16 protein-coding genes are annotated in these 18,276 nt (G+C 48.5%); 8 read left to right on the top strand and 8 right to left on the bottom strand.

Translation table 11 applies throughout. The features are described 5' to 3' along the window. Positions 1-102: 102 nt before the first annotated feature. The 3 genes from H6A28_RS11645 to H6A28_RS11655 all read right to left on the bottom strand — a co-directional run bounded on the left by H6A28_RS11645 (position 103) and on the right by H6A28_RS11655 (position 6,123). The gene (locus tag H6A28_RS11645; RefSeq protein WP_204476562.1) at positions 103-726 is read right to left on the bottom strand and encodes a TetR/AcrR family transcriptional regulator; all 624 of its coding nucleotides are present in this window, start codon (positions 724-726) and stop codon (positions 103-105) included. 5 nt (positions 727-731) lie between these two features. Then, a complete protein-coding gene (locus tag H6A28_RS11650; protein WP_204480459.1) occupies positions 732-4,928 on the bottom strand; it encodes an acyl-CoA dehydratase activase in 4,197 nt (1,398 codons plus the stop codon). Positions 4,929-5,259: 331 nt separating this feature from the next. After that, positions 5,260-6,123 (bottom strand): AraC family transcriptional regulator, encoded by an 864-nt coding sequence (locus H6A28_RS11655; protein WP_204480462.1) that lies wholly within the window; start codon positions 6,121-6,123, stop codon positions 5,260-5,262. 117 nt (positions 6,124-6,240) lie between these two features. Here H6A28_RS11655 and H6A28_RS11660 point away from each other — a divergent pair, with 117 nt between their 5' ends. Both H6A28_RS11660 and uxuA read left to right on the top strand, forming a co-directional pair. Continuing rightward, positions 6,241-7,056 (top strand): SDR family oxidoreductase, encoded by an 816-nt coding sequence (locus H6A28_RS11660; RefSeq protein WP_204476566.1) that lies wholly within the window; start codon positions 6,241-6,243, stop codon positions 7,054-7,056. Between the two features lie 21 nt (positions 7,057-7,077). Continuing rightward, positions 7,078-8,259: a mannonate dehydratase gene (uxuA, locus tag H6A28_RS11665; RefSeq protein WP_204480468.1), complete on the top strand. Its 1,182-nt coding sequence runs from the start codon at positions 7,078-7,080 to the stop codon at positions 8,257-8,259. Between the two features lie 2 nt (positions 8,260-8,261). On the opposite strand, the gene H6A28_RS11670 is transcribed toward uxuA, so the two are convergent. Next, entirely contained in the window at positions 8,262-9,098 is an 837-nt protein-coding gene (locus tag H6A28_RS11670; protein ID WP_204476568.1) for a helix-turn-helix domain-containing protein, read from the bottom strand. 143 nt (positions 9,099-9,241) lie between these two features. On the opposite strand from H6A28_RS11670, the gene H6A28_RS11675 reads away from it, so the two are divergent. Beyond that, entirely contained in the window at positions 9,242-10,435 is a 1,194-nt protein-coding gene (locus tag H6A28_RS11675; protein WP_204480481.1) for a multidrug effflux MFS transporter, read from the top strand. 23 nt (positions 10,436-10,458) lie between these two features. Here H6A28_RS11675 and H6A28_RS11680 read toward each other — a convergent pair whose 3' ends face one another. Continuing rightward, complete coding sequence (locus tag H6A28_RS11680) at positions 10,459-11,328, bottom strand: Fic family protein (protein WP_204480470.1); 870 nt, start codon at positions 11,326-11,328, stop codon at positions 10,459-10,461. Positions 11,329-11,336: 8 nt separating this feature from the next. Beyond that, positions 11,337-11,594, bottom strand: coding sequence for a hypothetical protein (locus H6A28_RS15190; protein WP_239465344.1), 258 nt, complete (start codon positions 11,592-11,594; stop codon positions 11,337-11,339). A gap of 137 nt (positions 11,595-11,731) precedes the next feature. Between H6A28_RS15190 and H6A28_RS15195 the strand changes: the two genes are divergently transcribed. Next, a complete protein-coding gene (locus H6A28_RS15195) occupies positions 11,732-12,013 on the top strand; it encodes a hypothetical protein (protein WP_239465345.1) in 282 nt (93 codons plus the stop codon). A gap of 16 nt (positions 12,014-12,029) precedes the next feature. Here the strand turns inward: H6A28_RS15195 and H6A28_RS11690 are convergent, their stop codons facing one another. Beyond that, entirely contained in the window at positions 12,030-12,932 is a 903-nt protein-coding gene (locus tag H6A28_RS11690; RefSeq protein WP_204480472.1) for an NAD-dependent protein deacetylase, read from the bottom strand. 104 nt (positions 12,933-13,036) lie between these two features. Continuing rightward, complete coding sequence (locus H6A28_RS11695) at positions 13,037-13,948, bottom strand: helix-turn-helix domain-containing protein (RefSeq protein WP_204476571.1); 912 nt, start codon at positions 13,946-13,948, stop codon at positions 13,037-13,039. Between the two features lie 144 nt (positions 13,949-14,092). Here H6A28_RS11695 and H6A28_RS11700 point away from each other — a divergent pair, with 144 nt between their 5' ends. The 4 genes from H6A28_RS11700 (at position 14,093) to H6A28_RS11715 (ending at position 18,131) form a co-directional block, all read left to right on the top strand. Next, entirely contained in the window at positions 14,093-14,662 is a 570-nt protein-coding gene (locus H6A28_RS11700) for a helix-turn-helix domain-containing protein (RefSeq protein ID WP_239465346.1), read from the top strand. An 80-nt stretch (positions 14,663-14,742) separates the two neighbouring features. Next, on the top strand, positions 14,743-16,962 hold the full coding sequence (locus H6A28_RS11705; protein ID WP_204480479.1) for a TonB-dependent receptor: 2,220 nt from the start codon (positions 14,743-14,745) through the stop codon (positions 16,960-16,962). A gap of 29 nt (positions 16,963-16,991) precedes the next feature. After that, the gene (locus H6A28_RS11710; RefSeq protein ID WP_204476575.1) at positions 16,992-17,339 is read left to right on the top strand and encodes a heavy-metal-associated domain-containing protein; all 348 of its coding nucleotides are present in this window, start codon (positions 16,992-16,994) and stop codon (positions 17,337-17,339) included. Positions 17,340-17,351: 12 nt separating this feature from the next. Continuing rightward, positions 17,352-18,131: a Cof-type HAD-IIB family hydrolase gene (locus tag H6A28_RS11715; protein ID WP_204476576.1), complete on the top strand. Its 780-nt coding sequence runs from the start codon at positions 17,352-17,354 to the stop codon at positions 18,129-18,131. Positions 18,132-18,276 lie beyond the last annotated feature (145 nt).

An 18,276-nucleotide genomic window follows, 5' to 3' on the forward strand; every position in this document is an offset into this window, starting at 1 on the left:
AGAGTATCTGACGGGGAGCACTGACTTCCGGTTCTGGGGATTGTATGAAGAAAAATTCCTCTCCCTCAGGTGGATGAGCAGCCTTGGAAGGAGAGGAATTTTTTATTCAGTAGGACAGAGCAGGCTGACCATTTGGTGGACGATGTAAGGTTTCCATTCCGTCAGCAGGTCCTCAAAGTCTTCATGGTCTTGCATCATGGTCTGCGTGAGCAGATTTTTGGAGAGGAAAGGAAATACCAAGGCACTGTAAAAAGTACAGAATACTACGCGCAGGGGTACCTGGCGCAGTCTGCCACTGTCCATTTCTGCTTGCAGTTCTTTTTTCAGTTCTTCAAAAAAATGCAACACCCGCTGATTGTGGAAAGCCGCAAGCATAAAATTCATGTCCCGGTGTATTTCCCGGAGTACAAACAGAGGAAGGTAGGGATTCTGCAGCAGCATCTGGTAGTAAACATCTATTACCTTCCCGATGCGTTCGGCAAAGGGAAGGTTCTTCTGACACAAGATATCCTGAAACTGCGGAACGAGCGACTGGACAATCGCTCCGAAGACTGCATGAAACAGTTTATCTTTGGTCCGGAAGTAATAATGCAGTCCCGGTCGGTTAATGCCTACCCGTTCGGCAATCTCACTCATGCTTGTGTCGGAGTACCCTTTTTCCATGAACACGGATTTGGCCGTTTCCAATATCCTGTTTTCTAGGCTGAGGCTCTTATCGTCAGACATGGCATTCACTGTTTTAAATGGTCAATAAACAACAGCAGACGGTTGGTGACATTCACGTCGCTGACCCCGCTGTCAAAGTCCAAGGAAAGGATGTTAAGCTCGGGATAGAATTGCTTGATACGTTTTTCGATTCCTTTCGATACGATGTGGTTGGCAATGCAGCCGAAAGGTTGCAGGCTCACTACATTGTTGATTCCCTGACGGGCATACGACATGATTTCGGCCGGAAGCAGCCAGCCTTCGCCGAACTGCGCATTCAGAGAAATGACCTTCTGAGCTTCTTCTGCCTCTTCAAAGATGTCTTTGAAGGGTACGAAGTAGCGGAATTCTTTTCCAATCCGGTTGGCTTTTTCAATCTGTTTCTTGATCAGCAAATAGGCCGACTTATAGATGAATGCAGGAAGCGTTTCTTTCTGGATGTGCGATTCCACCCGGACTTTCCGGTTGACGAAGTTCTGCATGAAGAAATCGGCCAGTACGGAAGGTACTACCTCAATGCCCTGTTCGGTTAGCCATTCGATGATGTTTTTCTGGGCGAAAGGATTGAACTTCAGGAAGATTTCTCCTACCACGCCTACTTTGGGACACTCCATGTCGCGGGAGATGGCATTGAATTCTTCGGCAGCCTGAGACATCAGTCGCCACAATTCCTTGCTCCGGCTGGCCAGTATCAGACTTTCAGCCTGTTTCAGGTATTTCTCCCGAAGCTGTTTGGCCTGTCCGGGTTCTTTCTCACGTACGGCAGACGCATAATAGAATTTGGCGATGCAGTCGCTGAAGAGAATGCTGCGGAGAGCTACCGGCAAGATCTTCATCCAGTTCATCTTGAAACCGGGCTGTCCGTTTTCCATCGAACGGCCGAAGGTCAATGAAATGACCGGAGTAGACGGATAGCCTGCTTCTTCGAGTGCTTTTTGGATAAGCGGCAGGTAGTTGCTGGCACGGCACTGTCCACCGGTCTGGGTCATGGCGACGATGGTCTGCTCCGGATCGTATTTTCCACTCTTGAAGGCTTTGATGACATCTCCCACAATCAGGGTAGCCGGATAGCAGACTTCGTTGTTGGCGTATTTCAGTCCCCATTCGCACGATTCCGTGTTGCTGAGTGCCAGGTTCTCCGTGTCGTATCCGGCCAGGTGCATGATGGCAGGAATCAACGGCGAAATGAACGGCGTGAAGAACGGCAACAGGATTTTCTTATGACGCAGGTCGTCTTCACAGACTTGGGGAGTCGTAGGTGCAGGCAGTTCCTTTTTGGCTACCTCGGCTTCGTGAAAGAGTTTCATGCTTTCCGTCAGCGAACGGATGCGGAGCTTCATGGAACCCACGTTGCTGATGTCGTCTAGTTTGAGGAGGGTAAATGTCTTTCCTCTTCGGAACAGGATGTCACGCACTTCGTCGGTGAGGAAGGCATCAGGCCCGCAGCCGAATGAGGTCATCTCGATGAACTGCACTTCCGAATCTTGTTCGGCGCACCATTGTGCGGCTTTCAGAATCCGGTTGGGGTATGACCATTGGGCCAGGAAATGCACGTGCGGCGTGGTTCCCGGCAGGTTGCGTACGATGTCGTCGGTAATGACATCGATGCCCATGTCGGCCAGCACATCGGAAATCTTGTGCTGGATCAGCATGTCGGTATGATAGGGGCGTCCGGCCAGCAGTACGACCATGTGGTGCTGTTCCCGGGCTTTCTGCCACAGTTGCAGGTTGTAGTCGGCCACTGACTGTCGGAAATCTTCCTCTTCTTTTTCCGCCTGTTCAAAGGCTTTCCGGATGCATGATTCTTCCACGCCCAATCCTTTCAGGTATTGTACACACTGTTTGTAGAGCAGGTCTCTGTCCTTGAAAGAGATGGATGGAGAATCGATGGGGATTCCCTGGCTCTGCACACTCTTGATGACTTCGGCATAACCGGTGACTACCGGACAGTTGTAGCTGTTCTGCTCGTGGCCTTTCTTCTCGAAAATGACGAACGGCATGAAGATGCGGTCCACCTTCTCCTCAATGAGATGCTGGATGTGGGCATGTACCAGTTTGGCCGGGAAACAGATGTTGTCGGACATCACCATCCGGGCATTCTGTTCATAATCTTTGAAGTCCGATTTCCCGGAGAGCAGTACCCGTATACCGCATTGGGTGAACAAAGTGTGCCAGAAAGGAAAATCCTCGTACATGTTCAGGCTGCGGGGGATACCGAGGGTCATTCGGGGATTCTCCACCTCCTGTTGGGCGCGTTGGAACAGTCGGTCGTTCTTGAAATGATAGGCGTTTTCGCCGGGAATTTCGCGGGAACCGTTGGTGAATACTTTTTCGCATCGGTTGCCGGAATAATAGTCTTTTCCGTTGTCGAAGCGGTAGCGGAATACCTGACACTGATTGTCGCATCCCTTACAGTGCAGGGTGTGGGTGGTATAGTGAGCTTTCGCGAGAATATCCTCCAGCGAAAGCGTGGTGTGGCAATGTTTGCGGGCGTACAAGGCACATCCGAAAGCTCCCATCAGTTCAGGCTCGTCGCATCGGATGACTTCCGTACCGGTCAGCAGTTCCAGGGCACGTACGACGGCATCGTTGCGCATGGTACCTCCCTGTACGACGATGTGACGTCCCAGTTCAGAAGCATCTTTCAATTTCAGAACCTTGTAGAGGCAGTTCTTCATCACGGAGTAGGCCAGACCGGCCGCGATGTCGTCCACGGTGGCACCTTCCCGGAGTACCTGCTTCACTTTCGAGTTCATAAAGACCGTACAGCGGGAACCCAAATCACAAGGGTGGGTAGCCCGGCAGGCCGTTTGGGCAAATTCCTGTGCCGAATAGCCTAAGGTGCGGGCAAAGGTCTCGATGAAAGAACCGCATCCGGAAGAGCAGGCTTCGTTGATTTCAATCCGGTCGATGATGCCTTGGTGTACGAAGATGGCCTTCATGTCTTGTCCGCCGATGTCGAGAATGAACGACACTTGCGGGTCGAGGTAATGGGCTGCCACATAGTGGGCAATGGTTTCCACGATGCCGGCATCCAGCTGGAAGGCTGCTTTGATCAGGTCTTCTCCGTAGCCTGTAGAACAGCTTCCTTTGATGCAGAGTGTCGTATGGTGCGTTTCGCACAAGGCTTTCAGTTGGTTCAGTCCTTCGGCTACAGTCTCGATGGCATGTCCGCCGTTGGGTTGATAATAGGTAAACAGTATCTCGTCGTCCGAATTCGTCACCACAATTTTGGTCGTGGTAGAGCCGGAGTCGATGCCGATGTATACATCCTGTGTGCCCGGTTTCCAGGTCGCTTTCTTCATTTGATGCGTGGAGATGCGCTTTTCCCATTGTTGGTATTCTTCCGGGCTGGTGAAAATAGAGGCCAGTCCTTGTGATTGTCGGTTGGACAGTCCGGGAGCCTGCAATTTTTCAATCAGTTTGGAAAGTGGTTCCGACGGATCTTTCTCCGTGCGCGACAAGGCGGCACCTAAAGCAGGGAGTAAGGTACCGTTTTCGGGCAGAATGACTTCTTCATCTTTCAGGTGCAAGTATTCCATGAAGGCTTTCCGCAAGGCCGGAATGAAAGTCAGCGGACCTCCGCAGAAGAGTACCGGTGCCTTGATGTCATATCCGTGTGCCAAGGTAACCACCGTCTGCACGGTCACGGCATGGAAGATGGAAGCAGCAATGTCTTCGCGGCTTACGTTCTTGGCCACTAAGTTCTGGATGTCTGTCTTGCAGAATACCCCGCAACGGGAAGCGATGGGATACACATGGGTGGCTTTCAAGGCCAGTCGGTTGAGTTCATCCACGTCTGTACCCAAAATGACCGCCATTTGGTCAATGAAGGCTCCGGTGCCTCCGGCGCAGTTTCCGTTCATGCGCAGGTCGGCCGGTTCTCCGTGGGTGAAGAACACGATTTTGGCATCCTCTCCTCCGATGTCAATCATGGAAGTGACTTCCGGATAATGTTGCTGGATGGCTTTTGTGGCGGCCACTACTTCCTGTATAAAGGGAATTGCATACTGTTCGGACATACCCATTCCCACCGAACCGGTGATGCAGAGGCATACATCGATGTCTCCTTTTTCTTGCAGCAGTTCCTGGAGAATGCCTGTCACAATTTCTTTTGCTTTCGCGTGATGTCGCTTGTATCTGGAAAAGATGAGGTCTCCTTTTTCGTTGAGGACGGTTACCTTGACCGTAGTCGACCCCATGTCAATACCTATTTTAAACATATATGGAATTTTACACTATTGTCAAACGCAAAAGTAAACAAGCTCTTTTAATTCGGCGTGCAATGATGAAATAAATTAACATAAATTATTTCATGTGTGAAAGGAGCATTGGGACGTGATGGAGGGTACGCCGAGGGGAAGGTAAAAAAACGCCTTTGCGTTTGAGAGAAAACGCAAGTACATTTTAACCCAAACGCACTTGCGTTTGAAGTCAAACGTACTTACGTTTTAGATGAAACGCACTTGCGTTTTACTTGAAACGTCAGGGCGTTTTGGGGATGAATTTCCTCTTTGTGAGTGAAATGATTGTATGTGTCTGATACATAGATGTTTATGGAATTCTCTTCCGGTAGGCGGTCGGACTCATTCCCATGTGATTCTTGAAGCAACGATTGAAGTGAGTAATTGATTCAAATCCACATTCCAGGCTGATTTCCGCGATGTTCCACCGTTCGTTCAGCAGCAGTTTGCAGGCGTAGCCTATCCGCATGTCTGTGATATGTTGCGTGAAAGTCTTTCCTGTATTTTCTTTAAAGAACCGACAGAAGGCTGTCGTATTCATGGCCGCATAAGAAGCTACGTCTTCTAATTTGAGAGGCTGGGTGTAATGCGTATTGAGGAAAGCGATGACCTTTTCTATTTTTCGACCGTGGAGGTGAGAAGAAATCGGGTTGTAGGCTGGCGATGAAATCAGTTTGCCAGTGGGCAGCCGGGTCAGTGCATCCAGCAGTTGCAGGAAGGCAATGATTTGTCCGGCTCCTTGTTTCTCCGGGATACATTTAAGCATTTGTGCAATCTCTGGAAAATCGGTGAGGGTAAACAGCCATCCCCTTTGCGACTCTTCCAACAGGCGGTTGATAGCCTGAAACTGGCTGTAGTGGGAGAATGCGTATTGCATGAAGTCTTTTTCGAACTGGATAATCACTCCGTTCACTCTCAGCTCCTCCTGTTGGCTATATTCCGGCGGGTTTTCTACGTAGTGGGGGAGGTTGGAACCCAGCAGAAAAAGTGACTGGTCTGTAAAATTCGTCATTCCGTCTCCAATTGCTCCTTGTCCATACCCTTTTTCTACATAGATGATTTCAAATTCCACGTGGAAGTGCCAGGGATACGTGAAACATTTGTAGTCGTAGAACCGTGCTTTCAGCGGCAGGGTGTCTGAAATATCCAGTTGTTCGTTGAGTATCTTTTTCATGTAAGTGAAGAATGAACAGAAATAATGGCAAATCTACGTAAATAATCTGCAAAAATCGGTCAACTTTCGTATGTATTTCTCTTCTAACTTTGGAGCATACAAAAAAATAGAAAAGTAATGGAAAATTTGTTTGATGTATCCGGACGCGTGGCAGTGGTGACAGGCGGGTCTGGAGTCTTGGGAAGTAATATATCCGAAGGTTTGCTGAAAGCCGGAGCGAAAGTGGCTGTTATCGGAGCCCATCCGGATCACGTGGAAAAAGTGGTGGAACGATTACGGCAGACTGGCGGTGAAGTGGAAGGCTTTACTTGCAATGTACTCGATATGGACAGCTTACGGAAAGTGAAGGATGAGGTGCTGGCCCGATGGGGAAGAGTGGATATTCTGGTCAATGCGGCAGGAGGAAACATTCCCGGAGGTACACTGACTGAAAGCCAGCATGTGTTCGACATGAAAGTGGAGGATTTGAATAAAGTGCTTGATTTGAACCTGAACGGCACAGTATATCCTTGTCTGGTGTTTGGGGAAGTGATGGCGGCGCAGAAAAGCGGAAGCATTGTCAATGTATCTTCCATGGCAGCCTGTGAAGCTATTACCCGGGTGCCGGGCTATTCCATGGCCAAAAGTGCGGTAGAGAACTTCACCCGTTGGATGGCCCAGGAGATGGCCCTTAAATTTAGCGAGAAGATTCGGGTCAATGCCATTGCTCCCGGTTTCTTTATCGGCAACCAGAACCGGGCCGTGCTGATTAATCCGGATGGTTCACTCACGGAACGCAGCCGGAAGGTCATTGCCAAAACTCCGATGCGACGCTTTGGGGATATTTCGGAACTTAACGGAGCCGTACAGTTCTTATGCAGCGAAGCGGCCAGTTTCATTACGGGCGTGACATTACCTGTAGATGGCGGATTCAGTTCATTCAGTGGAGTTTAAAATCAGTCGGAGGGAAAAAAGATGGAAAAGACTTGGAGATGGTTTGGAAAGAAGGACCGCATTACGCTTTCCATGCTCCGTCAGATAGGAGTGGAAGGGATTGTCACGGCCCTGCATGAGGTACCTAACGGGGAAATCTGGACGGTGGAAGCCATCCAGGACCTGAAAACTTACATTGAGTCGTACGGATTGCGATGGTCGGTAGTGGAAAGTCTGCCGGTATGTGAGGCCATCAAATACGGCGGTCCGCAACGGGAAGCCTTGATTGAGAATTATAAGGTCAGCCTGGCCAACTTGGGAAAATGTGGGGTGAAGACGGTGTGTTATAATTTCATGCCGGTGATCGACTGGATACGTACGGACCTTCATTATGCATTGCCCGACGGAAGCACTTCTCTTTATTTCAGCCGGCTACGGTTTGCTTATTTCGATTTGAAGATTCTGCAGCGGGAAGAGGCGGAGAAAGACTATTCGCCGGAAGAGTTACAGCAGGTAGACGAACTGGACCAGCATATCACGGCGGCAGAAAAAGCCGAGCTGATTGATACGATTATCGTCAAGACCCAGGGATTCATTGACGGGAACATTCAGGAAGGAGAGCAATATCCGGTCCGTAAGTTCCGAGAGTTGTTGGCTTTATATAAAGGTATAGACCGGCAGCAACTGAGAGAAAACTTGCGTACGTTCTTGGAGGCGGTGATGCCTGTATGCGACGAATATGGAGTGAACTTGTGCATTCATCCAGACGATCCTCCTTTCCAGGTGTTGGGCCTGCCTCGCATTGTAACGGACGAAGCCGACATTGAGTGGCTGTTGCAGGCAGTAGACAATCCGCATAACGGGTTGACCTTCTGTGCCGGTTCCTTGAGTTCGGGCAGTCAGAACGACACGCGTGAACTGGCCTGCCGTTTTGCCCGAAGAACGCACTTTGTGCATTTGCGCAGTACGGAAATTTTGCCGGGAGGTGATTTCAGGGAGACTTCTCATCTGACGGGAAGAGGTCATCTGCTCGATTTGATTCGTATTTTTGAAAAGGAAAATCCCGGATTACCCATGCGGGTGGACCATGGTCGCACGATGTTGGGAGATGAAAAGGAAGGATATAACCCCGGCTATTCTTTTCATGGCCGTATGCTGGCGCTGGCACAGGTGGAAGGCATGATGGCTGTCGTCCGAGAGGAACTGGCAAGAGGGCTCTGTTGATTTTATCTTTGTTTTTGGGCACGGAATTCTTTCGGCGAAAGTCCGGTGTTCTTTTTAAAGAAACGGCTCAGGTAGGAGGAGTCGGGAAAATGGCAGAGCGAAGCGATTTCGGCAATGGACAGCGCCGGGTTGTTGAGTAAGACCTTCAGCTCGGCGGTCAGCTGTTCGTCAATGAGTTCCTTGGGTGTTTTTCCGTCGGAATGTAACCAGGTAATTTCGTTCAGGTAGCGAGGGGAGATGCACAGTTGTTCGGCGTAGAACGATACCTGGTGCATTTGGGCTGCATGTTCGTGAATCAGGTGCATGAATTTATGAAATAACAGTTGCTTTCGGGTGTATGATTCGGTAGCCGATACATACGTGTCGGGAATGGCACTGAAAATCCACATCAGCATGCTTTGCAGGAAATTCAGTTCCAGTCGTTCACTGAATGCGGAAGCCGGACGTGTGAAAAGCAGTTGGGCCATGTCAATCCACAGGCTGACATTTTTCCAGCTTTCCGCTCCGTGGTCGTATTGGGGAAATTCACGCATATAATTAAAATAGGTAGTGTCGAGCGAGACAGCGGCCTGAAGAAATACTTTCTTGGGGTAAAGCAGCAGGCGGACATGGAAATTGTCCGAGGCTTCCATCAGTTGCATGATGCTTCCTCCCCAGAAAATAAGTTCCGACCTTTCCTGAAGATGAAACTGCTGGGCTCCTGTAGAAAGAATGCACGTTCCGCAAGTACATAATATCTGTACTCCACAGTTGAAGTGGAGGGGAGAAGGCCGGAGAAAATCCAGATTCCCTTCGTCGTAGTGGATTCCGTTGAGGGATGATAACAGAGAAATATCCATGTGCAGGTGCTTTTATGAAACAAAAATAGACTTTTTTCTCGGAATAAAATTCATTTTGTGCGGTTTTTGAAAAGTTTTGTGCGGCAAAAGGTATGATATGGCCTTTGGATAATTACTAATTTTGCAGCGTTTTAAAGACACGTATTATGACAAGAAAAAATTCGCAATTGTTTATTCTCGTATTTTTAGGGGTCCTGACGGCTTTCGGGCCTTTTGTGACCGACATGTATTTGCCTACTTTGCCTGCCATGACAGGCTTTTTTCATACCACTTCCTCCCAAGTGCAGTTGGGACTGACGGCCAGTATGATTGGATTGGCTGTGGGGCAGCTTTTCTTCGGACCGCTCAGCGATAAGTACGGTCGTCGTCGTCCGCTGATTATCGCCATGGGTTTGTTTCTGTTAGCTACCTTGGGATGTCTGTATTCCCGTACCATCATGCAGTTTGTAGGCTGGCGGTTGATTCAGGGAATGGCGGGTGCCGGAGGTATTGTCATTTCCCGTTCTATCGCAGCCGATAAATATTCCGGTCGGGAACTTGCCAAGATGCTGGCCATTATCGGAGCCATCAACGGAGTAGCTCCGGTAGCCGCTCCGATTGCCGGAGGCAGTATGGCCGACAGTGTGGGTTGGCATGGTATTTTCTGGGTATTGTTTGGACTGGGTATTTTACTACTGGCTGGAAGCTTGCATTTCACGGATTCTTTGCCGGCTGTCCGTCGTCAGAATGCCCGCTGGGGCGATGTTTATCGGAGCTTCCTGGCTGTGATTCAGAACCGTCGGTATGTGTGCTACATTTTTCAGTTCGGTTTTGCGCAGGGAGTGATGTTTGCCAACATCTCTTCCGCTCCGTTCATCATGCAGCAGCATTATGGATTTTCTCCTTTGATGTTCAGTATCTGCTTTGGCATCAATGCCATTGCTATTATGATATCGGCGGCCGCTTCTGTCAAGTTTGCCCATTCGGAGCAAGCGTTGTACCGGGGGAGTGTGGGAATGGTCATTGCTTCTTTCTTCCTGTGTATCGCATTGTGTATGAATTGTTCTTTTTGGGTTTACGAAATCTTGCTGATTTGTCTGCTTTCTATGATCGGGCTGACCTTCACGGCTTCCAATACGCTGGCGATGGATAGTGAACGGGAAAATGCCGGTGTGGCTTCGGCCTTGTTAGGAGCGCTGGGTTTTGCTTTCGGTGGCATCGTTTCTCCGCTGGTAGGTTTGGGTAACATCATGGTTTCTACTGGCATTCTGTTCTTTGTGGGTTCGCTCTGTTCCTTGGCTTGCACCCGTCTGGCCCTTCACCGTGCGTTTTCAATGGCACAGTATTACCGTAGATAATCTTCGGTACTTCTTTCCCTCCCTCAAGCGAACGAGGGAGGAGGAGTGGACAGAAAACGGACGGTCTGCTGGGCAGCCTCTTTCAAGGTTTGGAGGAAGAATATCACCCAAGATTCATACGTACCGCTTTCGTGTACTTTCTGTAACTCGGTGTAGTATCGGGTGCCGTATTTCCCCAAGGTATAAGAAAATATGAGGGCCGGTTTTTGGATGGCTTTGTGGTCGAACAGAAAGAGAAGGTTGAGCAACCGGCCTGTCCGTCCGTTGGCATCGATGAAAGGATGGATGGCCTCAAATTGGTAATGAATGAGGGACGCTCGTATGAGAAGGTGCAGATTCGATTCTTCGTGAATGAATTTCTCAAGTTCGGAAAAGGCTTCCGTCATGTCTTCTTCGGTGGGGGGAACGAAAAGGGCGTTTTTCAGGTTGCATCCTTCCGGTCCTATCCATACGGGTGAGTTACGGAATTCTCCCGGATATTTCTTTTCATACAAGGCACTTTGGCACATCAGGTAATGGGCATTCTTGAGCAGACGTCCGCAGAGAGGCAGTGTTTCCAGATTGTTTAAAGCATAGAGAGAGGCTTCTGTCAGATGCCGGATTTCTTCCTGTTCCTCCTCATTCCAGTGGGAAGAGAAGGATGGAATGCCAAAAGGGAAAAAGTATTTCCCGGCAGAGAGCATCCACGAAGCTTCAGCTTCTTTTCGGAGAACTCTTTGTATCTCTTCCTCTTCCAGTTTACCGATAGCTTGATTTAAAAGGTCGATGGCTTCCTGAGCCTCAGTGATGAAAGGGGCGAGCAATTCCTCTTCCACGTGGACGGTGGAAAGAGGAGCGGGAATGAAAGAGGTATATTGGGCGGTTCCCTGTAGTTTTTTGCGATAAGTTCCCATGGTATAAGTTATTTAGTTTGATTTGACAGCATGTGGTTCATTTCCCTGAGCGTTGTAGCAATGTCTCCTTCCAATGCGATGGAGCGGGTAGTCAGGATGGGAGGAACATAGAGTTCCTGAGCAAGGTTCAGGGTGATGTAGGTTGCATTCGGTTCACTGGCCGCCAGTTGCATGAGCGGTTGCTTGATGAGGCGGTTGTGCCGGCCGATGCCCAGTTCCAGTATGACCAGCCGTTTCCCGTGGTAACGAGAGAGGAAGGATTGCACCTGACGACTTTTGTCTGCGATGGGAGCTCCCTGAAGAGCTTGTACAAAGGGCCTTCCATTTCAAAAATCCGGTTGGGGTCCATTCCGGATAGTTCGAGGTGAGTGTCTGCATTGGTGGTGAGAATGAAATAATCCTTGTGCTGAATGAGTGCAAGGAGGTCTTTCATCACTTGGGACGGTTGATAGGTTTCTACCCAATGGTGTATCAGCCGCTGAAGAAACTCTCGGCGGATTTGAGGGTCGGGAAAGAAACATCCTTCAATGACATTTCTTATGCCGTACTGTTGCAAAAAGTCCCCGAACTGATGCTGATACATGTCGTTGCAGGCAAAGAGGTGGTATCCTTCCGCAATGGAAAGTCCGTTGCTGGCTCCGATGAGTACGGCATCGGCTTGTGTGAGGGCCTGGCAGGCTTTTAGGATAAGTTTGTTCATGTCAATAGACTCTGGAAGGGTTGAATATTTTTTTTGAACTGGACGCGATTGTATCTGATATCGGTTTCCCAAGAAGTTGTTTTAATGTCTGTGCGATGTCTGCATGGATGGCAAGACTTTTGCGGGCAATTTCCTTGGGTACGATGGCATGCTGCGGATTGATGGTGACGTAGAAAGCGTTCGGCCATTGGTACACCATGTTCATGAACGGTTCCTTGATGAACATCGGGGTCATCATGCCGACTCCAAGTTCCAGAAACAAGGTCTTGGCGTTTGAATGTTGTTGCAGAAAATTCAGGTAACGCTCCATCTCTTGCTGGTAGTGTGCTCCCTGCAGAAAGTGGTATCCACGCACCCACGGTTCCATTTCCGCTCCACAGTGCGGGTAGCGTGGAATCAGGTCTTCCGGCAACGCATCGTGTTCAATTTTTCCACAAAGTTCGGCCACTTTCTCCTGGTTGTAGTAAATGTGGTCATGGCAAGGACGGCTGCATTGCCAGTAGCGGGAATCTCCTTGTATGCAAGTGATTTTATCGGAAGGGAAGGTGCGATAGAACTGTGCATCCTGGTTGGTGGTGGCAATGTAGTAGTCTTTGCCTTGAAGCAGTTCTGCCAGGTCGGAATACGTTTCTCCGGTCGGGCACTCGTACAAGTACTGAGTTTCTCTGAGTATCATGGCCCAATGCTCTCCCCGGGTATGTCCTTGGTGGTAGAACGCATCGAAGACGTTATGAAATCCATATTTGTCTTCCAATGAACCGGCTATTTGTCGGAATACCTCGTCACACTGATAATAGAATATGAATCCGGAAGCTGCCGACATGCCGGAAGCTCCTCCCACGACGATGGCATCTGCTTCGTTGATTTTCTTTCTTAACAATTCAATTGTTTCTTTTGCTACCATATAGTTCTTGTTTATCCGGTGGCAAAAGTAGTCTATCCGGAGGAGGATGGGACTACCTGAACAGGTTTCAAGACTACCATTTTGATAATTGACGAGATTAGTTCTTAGCTCTTCGTTTCTTTCAGGAATTCGGAAATGGTTTGTCCCGTCTGCTGTTTGAAGAAGCGCATCAGGTGATTCGGTTCCGAAAAATGCAGCCGGAAGGCAATTTCTTTTACAGAAAGGTTGGTGAACAGCAAGTCGTTTTTCACTTCCTGCAGCAGCCTTTGTTTGAGGAGATGGGCAGCCGATACGCCAAATTCCCGCATCACCGCCTTATTCAGTGAAACACGGCTGACTCCCATCATTTCCGCATAATCGTTGACCCGTATCTTCTGGCAGATATTCTTTTCCAGCAGTTGCTTGTACTGGTAGGCATGGTTGTTTAACGGCAAGGCCGAGGGCAGGTGGAACAGATGGGTGTAGAAGCGGTTGAGCAACAGCAGGAACTGATACAAGTAGGCCACAATCAGGTGGTAGCTGTCGGCAATAGGATTACGAAGTTCCTGCTGGATTTGCCGGAGTAAGGCCACGAAGGACTCCATCTGCTCTTCTTCCATGGAAAAACAGGTGGGCAAATCATTCTGGAAACAGTATTGAAGCCTGTACATGAAATATTTGTCCGACAGAAACTGGTTGATGAACTCTTCCTGAAAGACGAGGAACCGATAGGTCAGCTGGTCCATTTCCACATGCCATTCCTGTTGCTGGTAAGGAGAGATGATGAGTACCATTTGATCGTGTAATTCTATCTTTTTCCCTCCCAGCAATAAGTATCCAGCCGCTTTCCGGAAAAAATAGAATTCAAAAAAGTCGGTTTTGTAGCGGGTATCAATGTCAAACCATCCGCGTTTTTCTGTGCTGTCGGCAATATTCAGCAGAAAGTCTACTCCGCAGGAAGTTTTGGAGTATTTCAGCAGCGAAATCTGTTCTGCAGTCTTGTCTGGAAATATTCCTAATAAGTCTTTCGATTTCATGGTCTATGCTTCTTTTCAACAAAGATACTGTTCCTTTTGCATAACCCTCATGAAATGCAGGTTAAATGACTGAAAAAGAAGATGACAACATGGTTGTAAAGTTTTATGCTTATCTTTGCCGCTCACTTAACAGGAGGTTGTGTCATGGAAAAGATTCACGTTTACATTAAAAATATGGTTTGCCGACGTTGCATCTATACGGTGACGGAAGTGTTTCAGGAAAACGGTATTTCTCCCTTGAAAGTAGAATTGGGTGTTGTGACGTTGGCCCAGCCTTTGCTTCCTGACCAGTTTCATAACATACAGGCTCGTCTGGAACATTATGGCTTTGAAGTGATTGACGACAAACGCATGCGTATTGTCGAACAGATCCGGGTGGGAGTCATCGAACTGGTACATCATGCGGAAGAGCAGGAAAAGGTGAATCTTTCTGATTATTTGCAGCAGAAGTGTCATCGGGAGTACAGTTTCCTCAGTAAATTGTTTACTGAAATGCAAGGAATCAGCATTGAAAAATATTATATCCAGCAGAAAATAGAACGGGTCAAGGAATTGCTTTTCTATGATGAATTGAGTGTCGGTGAAATTGCCGATAAGTTGCATTATTCCAGCGTGGCCCATCTGAGCGGGCAGTTCAAGTCGGTGACCGGTTTGTCTCCCACCCAGTTCAAACGGATGAAAGGGCATACGTTGAGGCCATTGGACGAGATATAAATCATATCCATAATTATGTAACGTCCGGTTTGTGTATGTAGCTTACTTTTGTCCTGCTAATTTAAAGAATGAACAGTGATATGCTAAAGAAAATTGTATGGTTGATAGGAGTGTGGATAGGATGTGTGAGTGTGGCAATGGCACTTCCTGAAAGAACCGTCAAAGGATATGTGATGGATAAAGAGGGAGTTCCTTTGCCCGGAGCTTATGTGTATGACGAGAGTAAACATACTTCTGTGACGGATGAAAACGGATATTTTGAGCTGGCAGTACCGGACGATACCAAACTGCTGAAAGCCGATTACGTAGGCTTTATGACGTTGACATACGAGATGGAACGCCCGGACGACATTCAGATTCTGGTGATGTCTCCCAGCACGGAATTGAAAGAAGTGGTGGTGACGGCCGGAGGGCTTGGAGCCATCAAGAATCGGAAAAGTGTGTTGAATACAGAGAGTGTCACTTCACAGGCTCTGACACGTGCAGCGTGTTGCAATCTTTCGGAAAGTTTTGAAACCAATCCTTCGGTGGATGTCGCTTACAGCGATGCGGTGACGGGGGCCAAGCAGATACAGTTGCTCGGACTGGCCGGTACCTACGTACAGATGCTGACCGAAAATTTCCCTAATTTGCGCGGGGTGGCTTCCACGTACGGACTTGACTATATTCCGGGGCCGTGGATGCAAAGCATACAGATTTCCAAAGGGGCTGCTTCCGTAAAGAACGGATACGAGTCGGTGACCGGGCAGATTGATGTGGAATACAAGAAGCCGAAGGTGGCAGACCCCTTGCTGGTGAATCTGTTTGGCAGCAGCACCGGACGTTATGAGGGAAATGTGGTGGGTGCCGTGGAGTTGAACGACCGTTTGTCTACTGCTTTGTTCGTGAACTACTACAATGAGGAGCAGGCGCACGACAAGAACAAGGATACTTTCTTGGATATGCCTCAAATGCAGTCGTTCAGTGCCATGAACCGCTGGCATTATCAGACCTCCCGTTTCGTTTCCCAGTCGGGCATTAAGATTCTGACCGACCGCAGAACCAGTGGGCAGACGGAGCATACTTTACACGCTGTGGACGGGATGTCTCCTTATACCATCTACAACGATGCCAATCGGGTGGAAGGGTTCACGAAAAATGGATTTATCCTGAATCAGGAACGGAATGAAAGTGTGGCCCTCATCGTGTCGGGGTCGTATCATGACCAGCGTACCCATTATGCCGATAAGGTGTACAATGTGTATGAATCGAATGTCTATGCCTCTTTCCTCTATGAAAGTGAGTTTGGCGCGCATCATAAACTGGCCGCCGGACTGAATTATAACTGGGACCAGTATGTGCAGAATGGTAATGTGGTGGAGCGTTACTGTCCGCAGTGGCATCGGGTGTCGGAGAAGGTAGGAGGAGCGTATGCGGAATATACGTGGACTCCTCTCCAGAAGTTTACGCTGATGGCCGGATTGCGTGCCGACTATAGTTCCTTGCATCATTTCTTTGTGACCCCTCGTGTTCATGCGAAGTATGAGGTGGCTCCGTGGTTGAGCCTGCGTGCCTCTGCCGGAAAGGGATATCGCACTACTTTCGTGCTTCCGGAAAACAGCTATTTGCTGGCGAGCAGCCGCACATTTCATCTTGCAGAAGATTTAAAACAGGAGGAAGCATGGAATTATGGAGTGACCGCTTCTTTCCATATTCCCGTGAACCACGAAGAATTGACCCTCAATGCGGAGTGGTTTTATACAGATTTTCAGAATCAGGTGGTGGTCGATTTGGACCAGGATGCACATGGAGTTTATTTTTACAATCTGGCGGGACGTTCTACTTCCAGTGTGTTTCAGATAGAAGCCAGCTATCCGTTGTTTCGGGGATTCACCCTGTTGGGAGCTTACCGTTGGATGGATGTGAAGTGTACGTACGATGGACAGACGATGCGCAAACCGTTGACAAGCCGCTACAAGGCACTGGTGACTGCTTCTTATGAAACTCCTTTGAAAAAATGGCAGTTTGATGCCACGGTCCAGTTCAACGGGGGAGGACGTATGCCTTTGGCCGATGTGGTGCATCCGTTGTGGAATGCCTCTTTTCCCTCGTTTGCCCAACTGAGTGCGCAGATTACCCGTCGTTTCCGCCGGTGGCAGATTTATGTAGGAGGGGAGAACCTGACCAATTATAAACAGCAGTCCCCCATTGTGTCCGCAGCCAATCCCTACAGTCCGGATTTCGATGCGACAATGGTCTGGGGTCCTACAATGGGATACAAACTTTATGCAGGAATCCGTTACCAGATTCCTAAGTTATGACAGCATGTGTAATTTAAAAATACGAGACAATGAAAACAAAACTGATGACATTTCTTATGCTGATGATGTGGGCCTTTTCTTTCTCCGCATCGGCTAAAAGCGTGACAGAGCACAAAAAAGAAAAATCGGAAGTGACTTTCCTGGTATCCATGAAATGTGAAAAATGTCAGAAACGCATTGAAAATACCCTCTCTTTTGAAAAGGGAGTGACCGGTTTGGATGTCAATCTTCCTAAAAAGACGGTGACGATAGAGTATAGTGACGGAAAAACTTCACCCGAAAAGCTGAAAGAAGCCATCCAAAAGTTAGGATATACCGTGGCTCCTCTCCCTGCGGCTTCCAAGGCGAATAGTCGGCAAGATAAAAAGGAAAATTGAAAAATATAAAGTATGATTAAAGCATTGTTTTTTGACATCGACGGTACTTTGGTCAGTTTTCAGACCCACCGGATATCTGATTCTACGGTGCAAGCTATCCGTCAGGCGAAGGAACAGGGTATCAAAGTGTTCATTTCTACCGGACGTCCGTTTTCCCTTATCAATAATCTTCAAGAAATCAGGGAACTGATAGACGGATACATCACGGTGAATGGCGCGTATTGCTTTGTGGGTGACCGGGTGATTTCCTGTAGTCCGATTCCGGAAGAAGATGTGCGTACCCTTATCCAGAAGGCTGATGAGATGAACTTCGCCTGCATGGTGGTCGGGGAGAAAGACCTGATCATGTACAACAGCAATGAGAAGGTGGACTACATTTTCCGGCAGATGCTGAACGTGCAGGGTATGAAGGAAAGCCGTTCGCTCGATACTTTGTGGGCACATCCCATTCTCCAGTTGACACCGGTCATTTCGGAAGAAGAGGAACGCCAAATCATGCCTCTGCTTCCTCATTGCACCTCCAGTCGCTGGTATCCTGATTTTGCCGATATTACGGTCCAAGGGACAGATAAAAGTAAGGGACTGAGAGCTGTCATGGATTTCCTAGGACTGAAGAAGGAAGAAACGATGGCCTTTGGCGACGGAGGCAACGACATCCCCATCGTCCGGGAAGCTGGAATCGGTGTGGCTATGGGCAATGCGAATGAGTCACTGAAAGCCGTAGCAGATTATGTGACCGCCAGTGTGGAGGAAGAGGGCATCCGGAAAGCGTTGGAGTATTTTGTCTTTTAATCCTGATATTAATTTTTTGTAAGCATTCGTTAAACTACAGGTATTGAACTTTATATACAACAATAGCGACTGTCACTATAAACCTAATAGTTGCAGTCGCTATTATTTTGTTGAACCTATATGTTGCAGTCAGCACCGGTTGCCG

It is taken from the genome of Bacteroides mediterraneensis, from assembly GCF_016900355.1.
In the GTDB taxonomy this organism is placed as follows: Bacteria; Bacteroidota; Bacteroidia; order Bacteroidales; family Bacteroidaceae; genus Phocaeicola.

Bases quoted from the DNA above. Each gene is read 5' to 3' on its own strand.
- H6A28_RS11645 (WP_204476562.1), bottom strand. From the start codon at position 726: ATGTCTGACGATAAGAGCCTCAGCCTAGAAAACAGGATATTGGAAACG.
- H6A28_RS11650 (WP_204480459.1), bottom strand. From the start codon at position 4,928: ATGTTTAAAATAGGTATTGACATGGGGTCGACTACGGTCAAGGTAACC.
- H6A28_RS11655 (WP_204480462.1), bottom strand. From the start codon at position 6,123: ATGAAAAAGATACTCAACGAACAACTGGATATTTCAGACACCCTGCCG.
- H6A28_RS11660 (WP_204476566.1), top strand. From the start codon at position 6,241: ATGGAAAATTTGTTTGATGTATCCGGACGCGTGGCAGTGGTGACAGGC.
- uxuA (WP_204480468.1), top strand. From the start codon at position 7,078: ATGGAAAAGACTTGGAGATGGTTTGGAAAGAAGGACCGCATTACGCTT.
- H6A28_RS11670 (WP_204476568.1), bottom strand. From the start codon at position 9,098: ATGGATATTTCTCTGTTATCATCCCTCAACGGAATCCACTACGACGAA.
- H6A28_RS11680 (WP_204480470.1), bottom strand. From the start codon at position 11,328: ATGGGAACTTATCGCAAAAAACTACAGGGAACCGCCCAATATACCTCT.
- H6A28_RS11690 (WP_204480472.1), bottom strand. From the start codon at position 12,932: ATGGTAGCAAAAGAAACAATTGAATTGTTAAGAAAGAAAATCAACGAA.
- H6A28_RS11695 (WP_204476571.1), bottom strand. From the start codon at position 13,948: ATGAAATCGAAAGACTTATTAGGAATATTTCCAGACAAGACTGCAGAA.
- H6A28_RS11700 (WP_239465346.1), top strand. From the start codon at position 14,093: ATGGAAAAGATTCACGTTTACATTAAAAATATGGTTTGCCGACGTTGC.
- H6A28_RS11705 (WP_204480479.1), top strand. From the start codon at position 14,743: ATGCTAAAGAAAATTGTATGGTTGATAGGAGTGTGGATAGGATGTGTG.
- H6A28_RS11710 (WP_204476575.1), top strand. From the start codon at position 16,992: ATGAAAACAAAACTGATGACATTTCTTATGCTGATGATGTGGGCCTTT.
- H6A28_RS11715 (WP_204476576.1), top strand. From the start codon at position 17,352: ATGATTAAAGCATTGTTTTTTGACATCGACGGTACTTTGGTCAGTTTT.